Source organism: Arthrobacter sp. Alg241-R88 (genome assembly GCF_900537115.1).
Classification (GTDB): domain Bacteria; phylum Actinomycetota; class Actinomycetes; order Actinomycetales; family Micrococcaceae; genus Arthrobacter.
The window spans coordinates 652,592-668,714 of record NZ_UNRG01000002.1 but is presented as its reverse complement, the minus strand read 5'-3'; the positions used below and the strand labels follow the sequence as shown (position 1 = coordinate 668,714).

14 protein-coding genes are annotated in these 16,123 nt (G+C 65.2%); 10 read left to right on the top strand and 4 right to left on the bottom strand.

The genetic code is table 11. The annotated features are described in order from the left end of the window. Complete coding sequence (locus G6R19_RS07885) at positions 1-1,293, bottom strand: Mur ligase family protein (protein ID WP_205484301.1); 1,293 nt, start codon at positions 1,291-1,293, stop codon at positions 1-3. Positions 1,294-1,384: 91 nt separating this feature from the next. Here G6R19_RS07885 and pdxT point away from each other — a divergent pair, with 91 nt between their 5' ends. From pdxT to G6R19_RS07840, 9 genes are all read left to right on the top strand, one after another. Next, the gene (pdxT, locus tag G6R19_RS07880; protein WP_163163955.1) at positions 1,385-2,095 is read left to right on the top strand and encodes a pyridoxal 5'-phosphate synthase glutaminase subunit PdxT; all 711 of its coding nucleotides are present in this window, start codon (positions 1,385-1,387) and stop codon (positions 2,093-2,095) included. A 3-nt stretch (positions 2,096-2,098) separates the two neighbouring features. Further along, entirely contained in the window at positions 2,099-2,854 is a 756-nt protein-coding gene (locus G6R19_RS07875) for a YebC/PmpR family DNA-binding transcriptional regulator (protein WP_163163953.1), read from the top strand. A 32-nt stretch (positions 2,855-2,886) separates the two neighbouring features. Beyond that, positions 2,887-3,465 (top strand): crossover junction endodeoxyribonuclease RuvC, encoded by a 579-nt coding sequence (gene ruvC / locus G6R19_RS07870; RefSeq protein ID WP_163163951.1) that lies wholly within the window; start codon positions 2,887-2,889, stop codon positions 3,463-3,465. 89 nt (positions 3,466-3,554) lie between these two features. Then, positions 3,555-4,199, top strand: coding sequence for a Holliday junction branch migration protein RuvA (gene ruvA, locus G6R19_RS07865; protein ID WP_163163949.1), 645 nt, complete (start codon positions 3,555-3,557; stop codon positions 4,197-4,199). After that, positions 4,192-5,280, top strand: coding sequence for a Holliday junction branch migration DNA helicase RuvB (gene ruvB, locus G6R19_RS07860; protein ID WP_163163947.1), 1,089 nt, complete (start codon positions 4,192-4,194; stop codon positions 5,278-5,280). Before ruvA ends, ruvB begins: the two co-directional genes overlap by 8 nt. Before the next feature lie 209 nt (positions 5,281-5,489). Then, a complete protein-coding gene (gene yajC, locus G6R19_RS07855) occupies positions 5,490-5,894 on the top strand; it encodes a preprotein translocase subunit YajC (RefSeq protein ID WP_163163945.1) in 405 nt (134 codons plus the stop codon). Positions 5,895-5,996: 102 nt separating this feature from the next. After that, on the top strand, positions 5,997-7,757 hold the full coding sequence (secD, locus tag G6R19_RS07850; RefSeq protein ID WP_163163943.1) for a protein translocase subunit SecD: 1,761 nt from the start codon (positions 5,997-5,999) through the stop codon (positions 7,755-7,757). Continuing rightward, on the top strand, positions 7,757-8,779 hold the full coding sequence (secF, locus tag G6R19_RS07845) for a protein translocase subunit SecF (protein ID WP_163163941.1): 1,023 nt from the start codon (positions 7,757-7,759) through the stop codon (positions 8,777-8,779). Before secD ends, secF begins: the two co-directional genes overlap by 1 nt. 132 nt (positions 8,780-8,911) lie before the next feature. Next, positions 8,912-11,302: a bifunctional (p)ppGpp synthetase/guanosine-3',5'-bis(diphosphate) 3'-pyrophosphohydrolase gene (locus tag G6R19_RS07840; RefSeq protein ID WP_163163939.1), complete on the top strand. Its 2,391-nt coding sequence runs from the start codon at positions 8,912-8,914 to the stop codon at positions 11,300-11,302. Here the strand turns inward: G6R19_RS07840 and G6R19_RS07835 are convergent. From G6R19_RS07835 to G6R19_RS07825, 3 genes are all read right to left on the bottom strand, one after another. Further along, positions 11,183-11,821 (bottom strand): type IV toxin-antitoxin system AbiEi family antitoxin, encoded by a 639-nt coding sequence (locus G6R19_RS07835; RefSeq protein ID WP_163164151.1) that lies wholly within the window; start codon positions 11,819-11,821, stop codon positions 11,183-11,185. The genes G6R19_RS07840 and G6R19_RS07835 overlap by 120 nt on opposite strands. Before the next feature lie 209 nt (positions 11,822-12,030). Then, the gene (locus G6R19_RS07830) at positions 12,031-13,638 is read right to left on the bottom strand and encodes a DUF349 domain-containing protein (RefSeq protein ID WP_163163937.1); all 1,608 of its coding nucleotides are present in this window, start codon (positions 13,636-13,638) and stop codon (positions 12,031-12,033) included. A 67-nt stretch (positions 13,639-13,705) separates the two neighbouring features. Beyond that, a complete protein-coding gene (locus G6R19_RS07825; RefSeq protein WP_163163935.1) occupies positions 13,706-14,518 on the bottom strand; it encodes a peptidylprolyl isomerase in 813 nt (270 codons plus the stop codon). Between the two features lie 228 nt (positions 14,519-14,746). On the opposite strand from G6R19_RS07825, the gene hisS reads away from it, so the two are divergent. After that, positions 14,747-16,117: a histidine--tRNA ligase gene (hisS, locus tag G6R19_RS07820; RefSeq protein ID WP_163163933.1), complete on the top strand. Its 1,371-nt coding sequence runs from the start codon at positions 14,747-14,749 to the stop codon at positions 16,115-16,117. Positions 16,118-16,123: the final 6 nt, after the last annotated feature.

Below are 16,123 nucleotides of genomic sequence, written 5' to 3'. Positions count from 1 at the left end.
TCAAGAGACAACCTCCACGGTGGTGATTTTGGACAGCTCGCGGCGGATGGCCAGCATGGCTGTGTAGGTGCAGAAGATGCGCTTGGGCTTGCCCTGGGCTTCCCTGATGAATGAGGCAAGGGCAGGCGTAATTTCGGGCTCGACCCCGCCGATCCGCACGTCGTCGTACTGCAGGCGCAGGGCCATGTCGTAGGCACGGGATCCGGTGAGCTGGTCCACTCCGCCCTCGCGCAGGGAGTCGAATTCCACGTCCCACAGCCAGGACATGTCGCGGCCGTCCGCGTAGTTGTCGTTGATGGCAATCATGGTGGCGTAGCCGCCGGCGGGGAAGGACTTCAGGCCGAGCCGGAACCCGCTGGGGTTCTTGACCAGGACCAGGTCAAGGGGCTGCCCGTCGACCGTGAGGCTTTCGCCGCGGCCGAAGGCAGGCGCAACCTGGGCGAGTGCGGCCAGCAGGGTGTCGTGGTCGGCAGTGGCTGCGCCGCCGCCGCAAATGCTGCGGGCCAGGGTCAGCGCCGCGGCCGCATTGAAGATGTTGTAGACGCCGCGCAGCTTCATCCCGGTGGTGACCGTGACGCCGTCGTACTCAAATTCGGCGGTGTCCGCACCTACCTTGCGGAGGACGACGTCGGCGGCGGGCTTCTCGGGAAGGCCCGCCGGAGCGGGACTTCCGGGAGCGGCGCGCATGTCGTCGTCGTTGGGGAAGGTGCCCAGCAGCGAATCGTCCAGGCCGAAGTACTTGACGTCCTGCCCGGTCAGTGTGCTGGCGATTCTGGCGACGCGGGGGTCCTCCCGGTTCAGCACCACGGTTCCGGTGGTTTTGGCGGCGATGTGCTGGAGCAGCTGGGCCGTCTTGTCGATCTCACCGAACCGGTCAAGCTGGTCGCGGAGGACGTTCAGGAGCAGGCAGTAACGGGGCGGGACGCTGTTGACGAAGTGCACGGCGTGGGCCTCGTCGAGCTCCAGGACGGCGACGTCGGCATCGAGCCGGCCCCGCCAGTCCACTTCACCCAGCAGTGCGGCGGCGACGCCCCGGGTGAAGTTGCTGCCGGTCCGGTTGGTGAATACCTTCAGTCCCTGGCTCTCCAGCAGTTCCACCACCATTTTGGTGGTGGTTGTTTTACCGTTGGTACCACTGACCACGGCCACGCCGTGGGGGAGCGTGGTGAGCGTCCGCCGCATGAAGCCGGGATCGATTTTTTCGACCACCAGCCCGGGCAGGGCAGAGCCGCCGCCCCGTAGCCGGGACACCCGGCGGACCAGCTTGCCGAGCGGAACACTGAAGTAGAGCATGCTTCGAATATATCCCAGCAACGGCATGCAACCGCCGTCGGAGCGGGTCTCCGGCGCCGGTCAGGAAGGCCGCGCCCCTTATGCTGGATGGATGACAAATTCCCCTTCAGCTGCTTCCGCGCGCGTGGGCTCGGGCCTGCGGATCGGCGTGCTGGCGCTTCAAGGTGACTTCCGCGAGCACCTCCGTGCCATTGAAGCAACCGGAGCCGAGGGCGTCGGAATCCGCCGTCCCAAGGAACTGGACGGCCTGGACGGGCTGATCATTCCCGGCGGTGAATCCACCGCGATCGACAAGCTCGCCCGCGCCTTCGACCTCGCCGAACCCCTTCGGGAGCGGATCACCGGGGGCCTGCCCGTTTACGGTTCCTGCGCCGGCATGATCCTGCTCGCCGCGGACATCGCTGATCCAGCCACAGACCTCGCCGGAGCTCCGCAACAGACCTTCGGTGGACTTGATATCACCGTCCGGCGCAACGCCTTCGGCCGGCAGCGTGAGTCCTTCGAAACGGACCTTGACTTCAAGGGACTCGATTTCAGTGCCACCGAAACCGGTGTTCCTCCGGTCCACGCCGTCTTCATCCGGGGCCCCTGGGTGGAACGGGTGGGCCCGGACGTGGAGATCCTTGCCCAGGTGGAACCGGCGGATCCGGAGCACGCTTCCCACGCGGTCCCGCTGCCGGGGACGGCTAGAATTGTTGCAGTGCGTTCCGGCCACCTGCTGGCCACCTCCTTCCATCCGGAAGTGACCGGGGAAAAACGCGTACATGAACTTTTTATCCGCATGATCAGAGGAGAAGCGTAAAGCATGTCAGGCCACTCCAAATGGGCGACGACCAAGCACAAGAAGGCGATCATTGACAGCCGCCGCGCCAAGTCGTTCGCCAAGCTGATCAAGAACATCGAAGTTGCAGCCCGGATGGGCGGCCCGGATCTTGCCGGCAACCCCGGCCTGGAACTTGCCGTCACCAAGGCCAAGAAGACCTCGGTTCCCAACGACAACATCGACCGTGCCATTAAGCGCGGCGCCGGCCTCACCGGCGAAGTTGTTGACTACACGGAAATCATGTACGAAGCCCGCGGTCCGCAGGGCTCGGCGCTGCTGGTCGAGTGCCTCACGGACAACAAGAACCGTGCTGCCTCCGAGGTGCGCCTGGCCATCTCGCGCAACGGCGGCACCATCGCTGATCCCGGATCCGTGAGCTACCTCTTCGCCCGCAAAGGTGTAGTCAACCTGCCCAAGAACGGCCTCAGCGAGGACGACGTCCTGATGGCAGTCCTGGATGCCGGCGCTGAGGAAGTCAAGGACAACGGCGACACCTTCGAGATCCATTCCGAACCAGGCGACCTGCAGGCCATCCGCGAGGCCCTCAACGAAGCCGGCATCGAGTACGACACCGACGAGGTGGAGTTTGTCCCCTCGATGCAGGTGGAACTCGACGTCGACGGCGCCCGCAAGTTCCTGAAGCTCGCAGACGCCCTCGAAGACCTCGACGACGTACAGAACGTGTACAGCAACGCCGACCTCAGCGACGAAGTCCAGGCTGCCCTGGAATCCGAGTGACGCCCGGCCTTGCCTGCTGAACCCGGCAGCCCGTGACGCTGCGCGTACTGGGGGTTGACCCCGGACTGACCCGCTGCGGCATCGGCGTGGTGGACGTCGAACGGAACAGGCGGGCCACCATGGTGGCCGTCGGGGTGGTCGGAACCTCTCCGGACGAAACACTGGACCAGCGCCTCCTGGTGATCGCCCTGGCAATCGACGAGTGGCTGGACCGCTACGAGCCCCAGGTCCTCGCCGTCGAGCGTGTCTTCTCCCAGCTCAACGTCAGCACCGTGATGGGGGTGGCCCAGGCGTCCGGCGTGGTGATCGCCGCCGCCGCGCGCCGCGGAATCCCGGTGGCGCTGCATACGCCGTCGGAAGTCAAAGCCGCAGTCACCGGCAGCGGCTCCTCCAACAAGGAGGCGGTGACCAAGCTGGTCACCAAGATCCTCCGGCTGGACGCGCCGCCGCGCCCGGCCGACGCCGCGGACGCCCTGGCGCTGGCCATCACGCATGCCTGGCGGGCCGGCAGCGGCGCGGCCGTTGCCACCACCGGGCCCGGCAGTTCTTCGCTGACGCCGGCCCAAAGAGCGTGGGCTGAAGCCGAAGCGAAGGTGCGGCGCGCACGCTGATTGTCCTGGCTGCTTGCTAGGGTATTCGTAGATATGTTCGGATCGCCGGTCCAATTCCTGGAGCCCGGCAGTACACAGGAGCCAGGCCCTTGATCAGTTTCCTCCGCGGAACCGTAGCGCACGTTGGCCTGTCCACGGCCGTCATCGACCTCAACGGCGCGGGCATGAGCGTCAACGCGACGCCGCAGACCCTCAGCCGGCTCCGCACGGGCGAGGAGGGCCAGCTTTTTACCTCCCTGATCGTCCGGGAGGATTCGCTGACCCTCTTTGGTTTCGCGTCCGACGACGAGCGGGAAGTTTTCGATGTCCTGCTCAGTGTCAGCGGGGTGGGGCCGCGGCTGGCCCTGGCGGTTCTCGCCGTCCATGACCCGGAAGCTATCCGGGTGGCTGCACATACCGGGGACAGCAAAACGTTCACCAAGGTGCCCGGTATCGGGCCCAAGGTTGCCGGCCGGATCGTCCTGGAGCTCGCAGGAAAGCTGGTTCCGCACGGCACCTCCGGCACGGCCAGCGCGCCCACCGCTGCAGAGGCTGCCTGGAAGCCCCAGGTGGTTGCGGCCATGACCAGCCTCGGCTGGTCCGAAAAGGACGCGTCGGCAAGTATCGACAAGGCATTGGCCGATGATCCTGAGGTCTCGTTCCGCGGCAATGTCCCGGAGATCCTGCGGACCACCCTGCGCTGGCTGGGCCAGGACGGGGCCCGCGCCGGCAACCGCGTAGGCAGCCGTGGCTGAACCCTCAGTGGTGGCCGCAGGGGAGGAGCCGGAGGAGCGCGCCATCGAGGCCGCCCTTCGGCCCAAGAACCTGCACGACTTCGTGGGCCAGCACCGGGTCCGCAAGCAGTTGTCCCTGGTGCTGCAGGCCTCCCGGATGCGGGGCCGGAGCGCGGACCATGTGCTGTTTTCCGGTCCGCCCGGCCTCGGCAAGACCACGCTGGCCATGATCGTTGCGTCCGAGATGAACGCCCCGCTGCGGATCAGCAGCGGCCCCGCCATCCAGCACGCCGGAGACCTGGCGGCCATCCTCTCCTCCCTGTCGGAGGGTGAGGTCCTGTTTTTGGACGAAATCCACCGCATGTCCCGGCCGGCAGAAGAAATGCTCTACATGGCCATGGAGGACTTCCGTGTGGACATCGTGGTGGGCAAGGGAGCCGGCGCCACCGCGATTCCGCTTGAACTCCCGCCGTTCACCCTTGTCGGCGCTACGACCCGCGCCGGCCTCCTGCCCGGGCCGCTGCGCGACCGCTTCGGCTTCACCGGGCACCTGGAGTTCTATTCCGTCGCCGAGCTCGAACTTGTCCTGCGCCGCTCCGCGGGTCTGCTGGACCTCAAGGTCAATTCCGCCGGCTTCAGCGAAATCGCCGGCCGTTCGCGCGGCACACCCCGCATCGCCAACAGGCTGCTGCGGCGGGTACGCGACTGGGCGCTCGTCCACGGCATCGAACAGATCGACGCGCGGGCGGCGTCAGCTGCACTGGATATGTACGAAGTCGACAAGAAAGGACTGGACAGGCTGGACCGGTCAGTCCTGGAGGCGCTGATCACCAAGTTCGGCGGCGGTCCTGTCGGGCTGTCCACCCTGGCTATCGCCGTCGGCGAAGAAACCGAGACTGTGGAAACGGTGGCCGAACCCTTCCTGGTCCGCGAGGGACTCCTGGGCCGCACTCCCCGGGGCCGGATCGCCATGGCTCCCGCCTGGACCCACCTCGGCTACGCCGTCCCTGCCGGCGTCTTCGGGCAGGAGCCGCTGGACCTGTTTGAAAGGGTCGGCGACGACGCCGACGGCACGGAAGACTGGGCCCCGCAAAGCCAATAACAGGCTCCCTTCAGCTTTTCCCTTTAGACTGGTATGACGCTCGGCACGTTCGGGTCTTTGTTCCTGCAGCCACCAGAATGCGGTTGCTCCGGCGGAGAAGGAAATCCGTCAGGTTTTCTGTCCGCCAGTCCGGCCAGCGGACGGAACTCATCGGACGTCGCCGGAAACCGGCCAGGCACGCAATAGAACGGATTTCTCCCTTGGATCTAATGTCAATACTCCTCTTCGTCATGCTTGGCGTGTTCATCTTCATGATGTTCCGCCGCAACAAGAAGACGCAGCAGCAGCAGGCTGAACTCCAATCGCAGTTCGCCCCGGGCGTCGAGGTCATGACCAGCTTCGGTCTCTTCGGCCGGATCGTCGACATGGACGACGTCGAGAACAAGGTCACCCTGGAGCTCTCTCCGGGCAACCTCGCCACGGTGCACCGCCAGGCCGTCACCAAGATTGTGGAGCCCGTCGCGGTTTCCGAAGAGGACGCCCCGGCTGTGCCCGCCGTGCCGGATGACGCTTCATCCCTCACCGCCCGGGAAACCGGCACCCAGTCCGCGTCAGTGGAGACGCCGGACGAGACCCTGAAGCGGCTCAACGACGAGGGCAAGAAGGACAACTAGTCCCGCTGGTTCTACACAACACCTCTACGGCTGCGGAGCGCCGCCGGTGCGGGCACCAAGCATGCACCGGCGGTTCCTCCGTGAATAAGAGAAAGAACAACAATGGCACGAACTGGCCTTAAGAAACCGGGCCTCAGGGTCCTGGTCTGGCTCGGCGTAATCCTCGCCGTGCTGACTGCTGTCCTTGCCGGCGGCACCATGGCCGGACAGGCGAGCTGGGCGCCAAAGCTGGCGCTGGACCTCGAAGGCGGCACCCAGATGATTCTGGCGCCGAAGGTCGAGGGCGGTTCGGACATCAACGAAGAACAGCTCAACCAGGCTGTGGCCATCATCCGCCAGCGCGTGGACGGTTCCGGCGTCGCTGAAGCAGAGATCAGCACCCAATCGGGGCGCAACGTGGTGGTCAGCCTTCCCGGCACCCCCTCAAGCCAGACGCGCGACCTCATCCAGGCTTCCGCGGACATGAACTTCCGCCCGGTCCTCCTCAACGGTGCGGGCGCTCCCGTTCCGGAGGAGTCGCGGGCTCCTGAGGACCAGCTGCCCAAGCCGACGGCGGAACCCGCCAACAGCAGCGACACCAACTGGATCACGCCTGAAATCTACCGCCAGTTCGAAGCCCTTGACTGCGACAACCCGTCCCAGGATGAGCAGGAACGCTCGGATCCGGCCAAGCCGCTGGTGACCTGTGAGCCCGCGTCCGGAACGAACCCGGCCATCAAGTACATCCTCGGTCCGGTGGAGGTCAAGGGCAGCAACATCGTCACGTCCTCCTTCCAGCTCCAGCAGGGTGCACAGGGCGCCGTCACGAACGAGTGGGCCGTCAATATCCAGTTCGACGACGAAGGCACCGCCAAGTTCAAAGAGGTCACCGAACGCCTGAACCAGTTCTACGTGGCTGCCGGCGGCGATACCGGTAACGACCCCAAGGCCCAGTTCGCCATTGTGCTGGATGACCAGGTCATCTCTGCGCCCCGCTCGCTTGCCGTCATTACTGACGGGCGGCCCCAGATCACCGGCGGCTTCACGGAACAGAGCGCCAAGGCCCTGTCAGACCAGCTCCGCTTCGGCGCACTGCCCATCAGCTTCGAGATCCAAAGCGAGCAGCAGATCTCTGCCACCCTTGGTGGCGAACAGCTGCGCATGGGCCTCCTTGCCGGCGTGATCGGACTGCTGCTGGTGGTGGTGTACTCGCTCTTCCAGTACCGGGCCCTCGGCTTCGTGACCATCGCCTCGCTGGTGGTGGCCGGCATACTGACCTATCTCGCCATCGCCATCCTGGGCTGGACCGAAAACTACCGGTTGTCCCTGGCCGGTGTGGCCGGCATCATCGTCGCCATCGGCCAGACGGCAGACTCATTCATCGTCTACTTCGAGCGCATCCGCGATGAGCTCCGTGAGGGACGCGGCCTGGTGTCCGCCGTCGAAAACGGCTGGAAGCGGGCCAAGCGCACCGTCCTGGCTTCCAAGGCCGTCAACCTACTTGCAGCCCTGGTCCTGTACTTCGTGGCGGTGGGCAACGTCCGTGGCTTTGCCTTCACCCTTGGCCTCACCGCCATCGCTGACCTCATTGTGGTGTTTATGTTCACGCATCCCACCCTGCAGCTGCTGGCACGCACCAGGTTCTTTGGTGAAGGCCACCGGCTGTCCGGCCTCGACCCCAAGCGTCTGGGCGCTGTGCCGCTCTACCGCGGCGCAGGCCGTATCCGTACGCCCGAAGACAAGCCTGCCGCCATGGTACGCGCCAAGAACGCCGGTGCCGCTGCCGAGGCAGAGCGCCGGATGACCATTGCCGAGCGCCGGATGGCGCAGAAGCAGGAGCAGCTCGCAGGCTCCTCCAAGTCTGCAGCGAAGGAGAACAAGTAATGCCAAGCTTCGCTAATTTCGGCAACGAGCTCTACACAGGCAAGCGCTCCTACAATTTTGTGGGCGCCAAGAAAATCTGGTTCATCGTTGCGGCGGTTGCCGTTGCCCTGTCCATCCTTATTCCGGTGGCCAAGGGCGGGTTCAACCTCGGCATCGAGTTCCGCGGCGGGTCCGAGTTCACCGTGTCAAACGTCCAGACCACTGACGCGGCCGTGGGCGAAAAGGCCGTCACCGATGTTGTGGAGGGCAGCGTTCCACGCGTAGCCAACGTGGCCGGGACCACCATGCGGATCCAGACCGACAAACTCACCGACGACGAGACCCTTCGCATCAAGGAGGGACTGACCGCGGCTTACGGCGTCACGGACAACGAAGTGACGTCAACGTTTGTGGGTCCGACGTGGGGTGCGGACGTGACCAAGCAGGCACTGATCGGCCTGGTGATTTTTGTGCTCCTGGCCGCGGTGCTGATGGCGTTGTACTTCCGCACCTGGAAGATGTCACTCTCGGCAATCGCCGGCATGGTGGTCACGATGTTCGTCACGGCAGGGGTTTACGCCCTCAGTGACTTCGAAGTCACCCCGTCCGCCATTATCGGGTTCCTGACCGTCCTGAGCTACTCGCTGTACGACACCGTGGTGGTGTTCGACAAGATCCGCGAGAACACCGCGGACCTGGACGCCTCAACCCGGCGTACCTTTGCTGAGGAAGTAAACCTGGCGGTGAACCAGACCCTGGTCCGCTCGATCAACACCATGATGGTGGCAATCCTCCCCGTGGGTGCCATCCTGTTCATTGGTGCAGGCCTGCTGGGCGCGGGTACCCTGCGCGACCTCTCGCTTGCGCTGTTCGTCGGCATCCTGATTGGAACCACAGCCACGATTTTCGTCGCGGCCCCCATGTACGCCTGGCTGCGCCAGAACGAACCCGATCTCGTCAGGCAGGCCAAGCGGGTGGAGCACCGCCGGGCCGAGGCTGCTTCCAGGTCTGGAGCAACGGCGGTGGAGCCGGCCCAAACCTGAGCCGCTGGTGCCGGGCCGGGCAGTGTCAGAACCTTGACACTGCCCGGCCCGTCCTGTTTTAAGGGCCGGTTTAAAAAGTCCCCCGGCGGAGGAATAGACTGAAGTAATTAAACGGTGGTGAGGGGTGCTTCATTGGAAGAACGTTCGGCGTCGGTGCCAACGGCACAGGGAGATAAAAGTCCTTCCGGTCTGCAGACCGGGGCGGCTGCTTCCGCACGTCCGGGTTCATTGGTTCCCGTGGACAACTCCGGGTCCCGCCCCACATTCCCGGGCCGCAGGGAGCGCACCCGCTCCAGGCTTGCCCGCCTGACAGGACGCGGCGCGGCAAACTATTCGCCCATCCTCGAACCGCTGCTGAGGACGGTCAGGGCCAACAATCCCAAAGAGGATTTCGACCTGATCCAGCGCGCCTTCGACGTGGCGGAACAAAGCCACCGGGGGCAGAAGCGCAAGAGCGGCGATCCCTACATCACCCACCCGGTTGCGGTGGCCACCATCCTTGCCGAACTGGGACTGAGCGGAACAACCCTGGCCGCGGCTCTCCTGCACGACACCGTCGAGGACACCCCGTACACCCTCGCCGACCTGAAACGCGATTTCGGGCCTGAGGTGGCCATGCTCGTTGACGGCGTGACCAAGCTGGACAAGGTCAGCTTCGGGGAAGCAGCGCAGTCCGAGACAGTGCGCAAGATGGTCGTGGCCATGGCCAAGGACATCCGCGTGCTCATGATCAAACTGGCGGACCGGCTTCACAACGCCCGCACGTGGCGTTTCGTGTCCGCAGAATCTTCGGCCCGCAAGGCCCGGGAAACGCTGGAAATCTTTGCCCCGCTTGCACACCGGCTGGGTATGAACACCATTAAGTGGGAACTGGAAGACCTTTCCTTCGCGGCGTTGTACCCAAAGGTTTACGAAGAGATTGTCCGCATGGTGGGGGACAGGACCCCTGAGCGGGAGAAGAGCCTGAGTGTCATCCGCGACCAGATCACGGAAGACCTCCGCACTGCCCGCATCAAGGCCACCATCACGGGCCGCCCGAAGCATTACTACTCGATCTACCAGAAAATGATTGTCCGCGACAAGGACTTCGACGACATCAACGACCTCATGGGTGTCCGTGTCCTGGTGGACTCGGTCCGGGACTGTTACGCGGCCCTTGGTACCATGCACTCGCGGTGGAACCCCCTGCCCGGCAGGTTCAAGGACTACATCGCGATGCCGAAGTTCAACATGTACCAGTCGCTGCACACCACCGTGATCGGCCCGGGCGGGAAGCCGGTGGAGATTCAGATCCGGACCCACGAGATGCACCGCCGCGCCGAATACGGCGTCGCGGCACACTGGAAGTACAAGGACCAGCCCAACCGGACCGCCGTGGGCCCTGGCAGCCCCCGCGACGGCGACATGGGCTGGCTGCGGTCGCTGGTGGACTGGCAGCAGGAAACGTCGGATCCCGGCGAGTTTCTTGATTCGCTCCGGTTCGAGATCAACGCCCGTGAGGTGTTCGTTTTCACGCCCAAGGGTGAGGTTATGGCCTTGCCGGCTGGATCTACTCCCGTGGACTTCGCGTATGCCGTCCATACCGAGGTGGGGCACCGGACCATCGGTGCCCGGGTCAACGGAAAGCTGGTTCCGCTCAACAGCGAGTTGAACCACGGCGACTGGGTGGAGATCTTCACCTCCAAGGCCGAAGGCGCCGGACCCAGCCAGGACTGGCAGCATTTCGTTAAGAGTGCCAGGGCCCGCAACAAGATCCGGCAGTGGTTCAGCAAGGAACGCCGTGAAGAGGCGATCGACCGCGGCAAGGAACTGCTGACCCGGGCCATGCGGAAGCAGAACCTTCCCCTGCAGCGCCTGATGACGCACGAGGCCCTGGCCGCAGTAGCGCAGGAATTCAAGTACGTTGACATTTCCGGCCTGTACGCCGGTGTGGGCGACGGGCACACCTCGGCGCAGTCGGTCATGGAGAAGCTCGTTGAAAGCCTTGGCGGCAATGAAAGCACTGACGACGACATCACCGAAGTCAGCGTCCCCACCCAGGTCACGAAGGCACGGTTCTCCGATTCCGGCGTTGTGGTCCGCGGCGTCGGTGACGTCTGGGTAAAGCTTGCCCGCTGCTGCACTCCGGTGCCGCCGGATCCCATTCTCGGCTTCGTGACCAGGGGCTCCGGGGTGTCAGTACACCGCACCGACTGCACCAACATTTCGGACCTGAAGGACCAGCCGGACCGGATCGTTGACGTGGACTGGGCGCCCACGCAGTCCAGCGTGTTCCTGGTGGAAATCCAGGTGGAGGCGCTGGACCGCAAATCGCTGCTCTCCGATGTGACGCGTGTGCTGTCCGAAAACCACGTGAACATCCTCGCAGCCAGCGTCCATACCTCCACGGACCGGGTGGCCATCTCAAGGTTCGCCTTCGAGATGGGGGACCCCAAGTACCTGCACCACGTCCTGAGTGCCGTCCGGCGCATTGACGGGGTTTTCGACGTCTACCGCACCACCGGGAACAAGCGCCGGAGCTAGCCGGGCCAACTTCTCCAGCGCTGCTTTTTTATGGGGAACACGGGGGCTGGCCTCGATGGCAAGCACCAGCAAACGCAGGCGCACATCGTTCTGCGGGCGGGCGAGCAGCCCCTCGAGCGTGGGAATGGCTCGTTCGGCCTCCACGTGGAGGGCGACATCAAGGGCAGTGCGAAGGGGACTGGAGACCATCAGGCCGCCAAGGCTGACGACGTCGAAGGGCCCAAGCCTCACCTCATGCAGGGTGCAGCCCCTGGTGTTCCGGAGGCTTGAAACCCGCCGCTTCGCGTCCACCAGGAGGGCAATCCGGTCCGGTTCGCCCGCGCAGCCGTAAATCCATGCCGCTGTCATACGGCCGGCGACTACCCGCTGGCGGACAGACGCGGGGACGGCCCCCGCTGCGGCCCGTGCCCGCAACTGCGGGGAGGCTGTGGCCCCGGGCAACGTGTAGCCGTGCTGATGGAAACGTTCCAGTAGGCCATCCGACGCCAGGGATTGCAGCTCCGGCGATGCAAAAGGCATGCCAGGGGAGTACAACTCAGGAAAACGGGGTGCTGCCTCTCCGCCCTGGACAAGGTCCCTGCCGGAGGTGGCGGAGGGAGGAGGTGATGGAGTCGCCATCCACCCATCCTGCCGCGCCTGCGCTCAACAGGCACAGGCCCGGCCCCGGATATGTGGATAACCGGGGCCGGGCCTGCAGCAAGCGGCGGCATATGGGCCAGGCGGTACGCCTAGGACAGCTCGCTGGCCGAGCGCTGGATCTGGTCAAGCCATGCCTGCCGTGCTTCAAGGGCTTCCTGCGCGGCCTTGATCCGGCGCTGGTCGCCGGTTTTCTCGGCCTTGGCAAGGTCGTCCTGCAGCCCGGCGATGGCGGATTCCAGCTGGGAGAGGGCGCTGTTAGTGCGTGCCTTCCGCTCAGGGTTGGACCGCTGCCACTGTTCTTCCTCAGCGTGGCGGACTGCATCCTCAACCTTGCGCAGTCCTGCTTCAATGCGTCCCATGTCTGCCCGGGGGACCTTGCCGGCCTCTTCCCAGCGGTCCCGAACGGACTGGAGGGCCTTTTTGGCGGCCCCGAGGTCCTTCACGGGGAGGATCGCGTTGGCCTCGGTCAGGAGGGCTTCCTTGACCGTGAGGTTTGCCGCGTACTCCTGGTCGATCTCGTCGTTAGCGGCCTGGCGGTTGGTGAAGAAGACGTCCTGGGCGGCGCGGAACCGTGCCCACAGGGCGTCGTCGTCCTTGCGGCTGGCCCGCGGGGAGGCCTTCCACTGGTCCATCAGGCGGCGGTACTCGCCGGCGGCGAAGCCCCAGTCAGTGGAGGTGGACAGCGCTTCCGCTTCGGCGATCAGCTTTTCCTTGGCTGACTTGGCAGCGGAGTTGTTGCTGTCCAGCTGCGAGAAGTAGGCACGGCGGTGCCGGTCAAAGACGGTGCGCGCGGCACGGAAACGCTTCCAGAGGGCGTCCTCGTTGCTGCGTCCCAACCGGACTCCGCTCTTCTGGGCAGCCTTCCAGCTCTCGAAGAGTTCGTTCATCCTGGCGCTGGAGGTCTTCCACTGCGTCTGGGCCGGGTCCTGGCCCGAAATCTGCTCTGCTTCGGCAACGATCGCCTCGCGTGCGGCGAGCTCGGAGGCGCGGACGGCGTCGTGCTCAGCCTTTTCCGCCTTTTCCAGCTCAGCGATCTGGGTGGAGAGCTCGTCGAGGCGCGCCTCAGCGGACCGGAGGTCGCCCACCATATTCCGTTCGGCCAGCTGCTCGCGGAGGTGCGTGACGGTTTTCTGCATGTCGGTGCTCGGGGCCTTGGAGCTGACGCGCTGCTCCAGCAGCACAATCTGGGCCACGACGTCGTCGTATTTCCGGGCAAAGTACGCCAGGGCTTCGTCGTCGCTGACGTCCGGGTACTGGCCGACAGGGTGCTCGGCGCCGTCGATGGTCAGGAAGACGTGTCCGTCGCCCTCAACGCGTCCCCACTTTGAGGCTTCCGCCAGCGAGGTGGACGGCGCTGCGGCGACCGGTGCTGCGGCAGGTGCGGCGACGGGCTTGGGGCGGGAGGCAAAAGCAGCCGGGGAGGGCGCCGGGCGGGGCGCCGCTGCCGGCGCACTGCTGTCCGGTTCGCTAACCTCCGAGGAGGCGTTGCTCTCTGCTGCGTTCTCCACCGGGGCTTCCGCTGCCGGGGCACTGCTCTCCGGTTCGGTGCCCTCCGGGGCACTGCTCTCCGCTGCGTCGTCCACGGGGGCTTCCGCTGCCGGGGTGGTGGCTGCTTCAGAGGCTGCGTCGACGGCGGCGGATGCCGTCGTCTCGGTCAGGTCTGTTGCTGTTTCGTCGGATTTCTGACTGTCTGTCACCGCTAAAAGTCTTTCGCTTGGAGGAAAATACTCAGGTCCTGCGCCGCAGCCGCCGGGGCCGGGCCTCCTACTTCAGAGAAAACGAGTCTATCGTGACTGGTTCCACAGGTGCGCCGTCTGTGTCGCTGCTGCCCGGCGTAATTCCGGAGGCAGCTATGTTCGACACCACATCGAGCCCGGAGGTCACCCTTCCCACCACCGTGTACCCGCCGGCGGTATCGGCCGGGATGACCGTGTCCTTGTAGACGATGAAGAACTGCTTTCCGTTCCCAAAGGCGTTATTGCCCGTACGGGCTACGGCGACAGTTCCGGCGGGATAGGTATTGTCCGCGGGGGTGTTCTCCAGCGGTCCCCACGTGTAGTCAGGATCGCCCTGGCCTTCAGGGCCGGAGGCGCCGCACTGCAGCAGCCCGAAGGTCTCACCGGTGGTGAGGCGGTGGCAGGATTTCCCGTTGTAGTAGCCCTCATCGCTAAGGGACTTGAAAACAGCGGCGGCCTGCGGGGCGGTGGTCCCGTCAAGCTCCACAGCGAGGGCGCTCCCATTGAGGACCAGGTCTCCGGTGAACGTCTTGCCCGCAGCGGTCTCGGCAGCCGGGATATTCGGGGCGTTGGTGGCCTGGGCTGTCGGACTCGCAGGTGCCGACGCCGACGGGCTGGTCAGCCCGGCCTCGGCGGCGGCGAACTCCTCCTCAGTCGGGTTTCCGGCAAAAGCGGTGAGCTGAAGTACGACGGCGAGTACAACGGCGGCGGTTCCGGCGCCGGCGGCGATGACGTTGTCCCGCTTGCGGCGCTTCTCCTGGTCCCGCCGCAGCTCGCGCTTGGCTTCCATCTGCTGGATGCGGCGCTTTGCTTCGCGGGCGCTGCGTGAACTGGCCGCCAAGGGTCCTCCTTATTGTCGGGCTGCTGCACAGCGTGGCGTGAGGCCTCGGGCGCAGTTGTTTGACGGCCGAGCCCTGCCGGTCCGCCGCATTAGAGATGCCGGCGGATGACGCATAAACTGACTGCCGCACATAGTTTATGCATGACTGGCTGGACTGCCGCCGTTCCTGGCCCGTTTCGGGATGCCGGGCAAGTCCCAAGCACAACACCTAAGAGGAGAAAATCCACCATGGCACGCACCGCCTCCCTGTCCGGATTCCCCGAGTGGCTTCCCGAGGAGCGGCTGGTGGAGCTGCATGTGCTGGACACGCTCCGCCGGGTATTTGAGCTGCATGGCTTCTCGTCCATCGAGACCCGGGCAGTGGAAACGGTTGGCCAGCTGCTGCGCAAGGGTGAGATTGACAAGGAAGTGTACGGCCTCAGCCGGCTGCAGGAGGACGAGAGCGACAATCCGGTCAAGGGCGGCAAGGCCGATCCGCACGCCCTTGCCCTGCACTTTGACCTCACCGTCCCCTTTGCCCGTTATGTGGTGGAGAACGCCGGCTACCTCGCCTTCCCGTTCCGCCGGTACCAGATCCAGAAGGTCTGGCGCGGTGAGCGTCCCCAGGAGGGCCGCGCCCGCGAATTCACACAGGCGGACATCGACGTGGTGGGGGACGGCGACCTGCCCTTCCGGTACGACGTCGAAATCGCGCTGGTGATTGCCGAGGCCCTCAGCGCCCTCCCCATCCCGGACTTCCGCCTTCGGATCAATAACCGCAAGCTCGCGGAGGGCTTCTACCGAGGCATCGGGCTCGAGGACACGGCCGGCGTACTGCGCAGTATCGACAAACTCGAAAAGATCGGCCCGGACAAGGTGGCGGACCTGCTCAAGGCGGAACTGGGCGCCACCGACGAACAGGCGCAGAAGGCGCTGCAGCTGGCTGCGATCCGCACGGAAGACACGTCCTTCGTGGCACAGGTTCAGGCGCTGGGGGTCAGCGACGAGCTGCTGGATGAAGGCTTGAACGAGCTGGAACAGGTGATCGAAGCGGCTGTCCAACGTGCCCCCGGCAAGGTGGTGGCTGACCTCAGCATCGCCCGCGGACTGGACTACTACACCGGCACCGTCGTGGAAACCGTTTTGGTGGGTCACGAGCAGCTGGGCTCCATCTGCTCCGGCGGCCGCTACGACGCGCTGGCTTCGAAGGGCAACCGGAAGTTCCCGGGGGTGGGCCTCTCCATCGGCGTCACCCGGCTGGTCTCCCGCATCCTCAGCCAGGACCTGGCCAAGGCCTCGCGCTCCGTTCCGACCGCGGTCCTGGTTTCCCTCACCTCCGACGACAGCTGGAGTGCGGCACAGGACGTTGCAGCCCAGCTCCGCAGCCGTGGCATCGCCACTGAGGTGGCGGCGAAGGCGGAGAAGTTCGGCAAGCAAATCAAGTTCGCCGACCGCCGGGGCATCCCCTTCGTCTGGTTCACGGACGACGACGGCACCCACCAGGTGAAGGACATCCGCACCGGCGAACAGGTTGTCGCTTTCCCGGAAACCTGGACCCCGCCGTCGGAGGATCTGACGGTTCAAGTGGCCTCAACAGTGCCGGTGGCATCCGGGGTTTAGGGAACT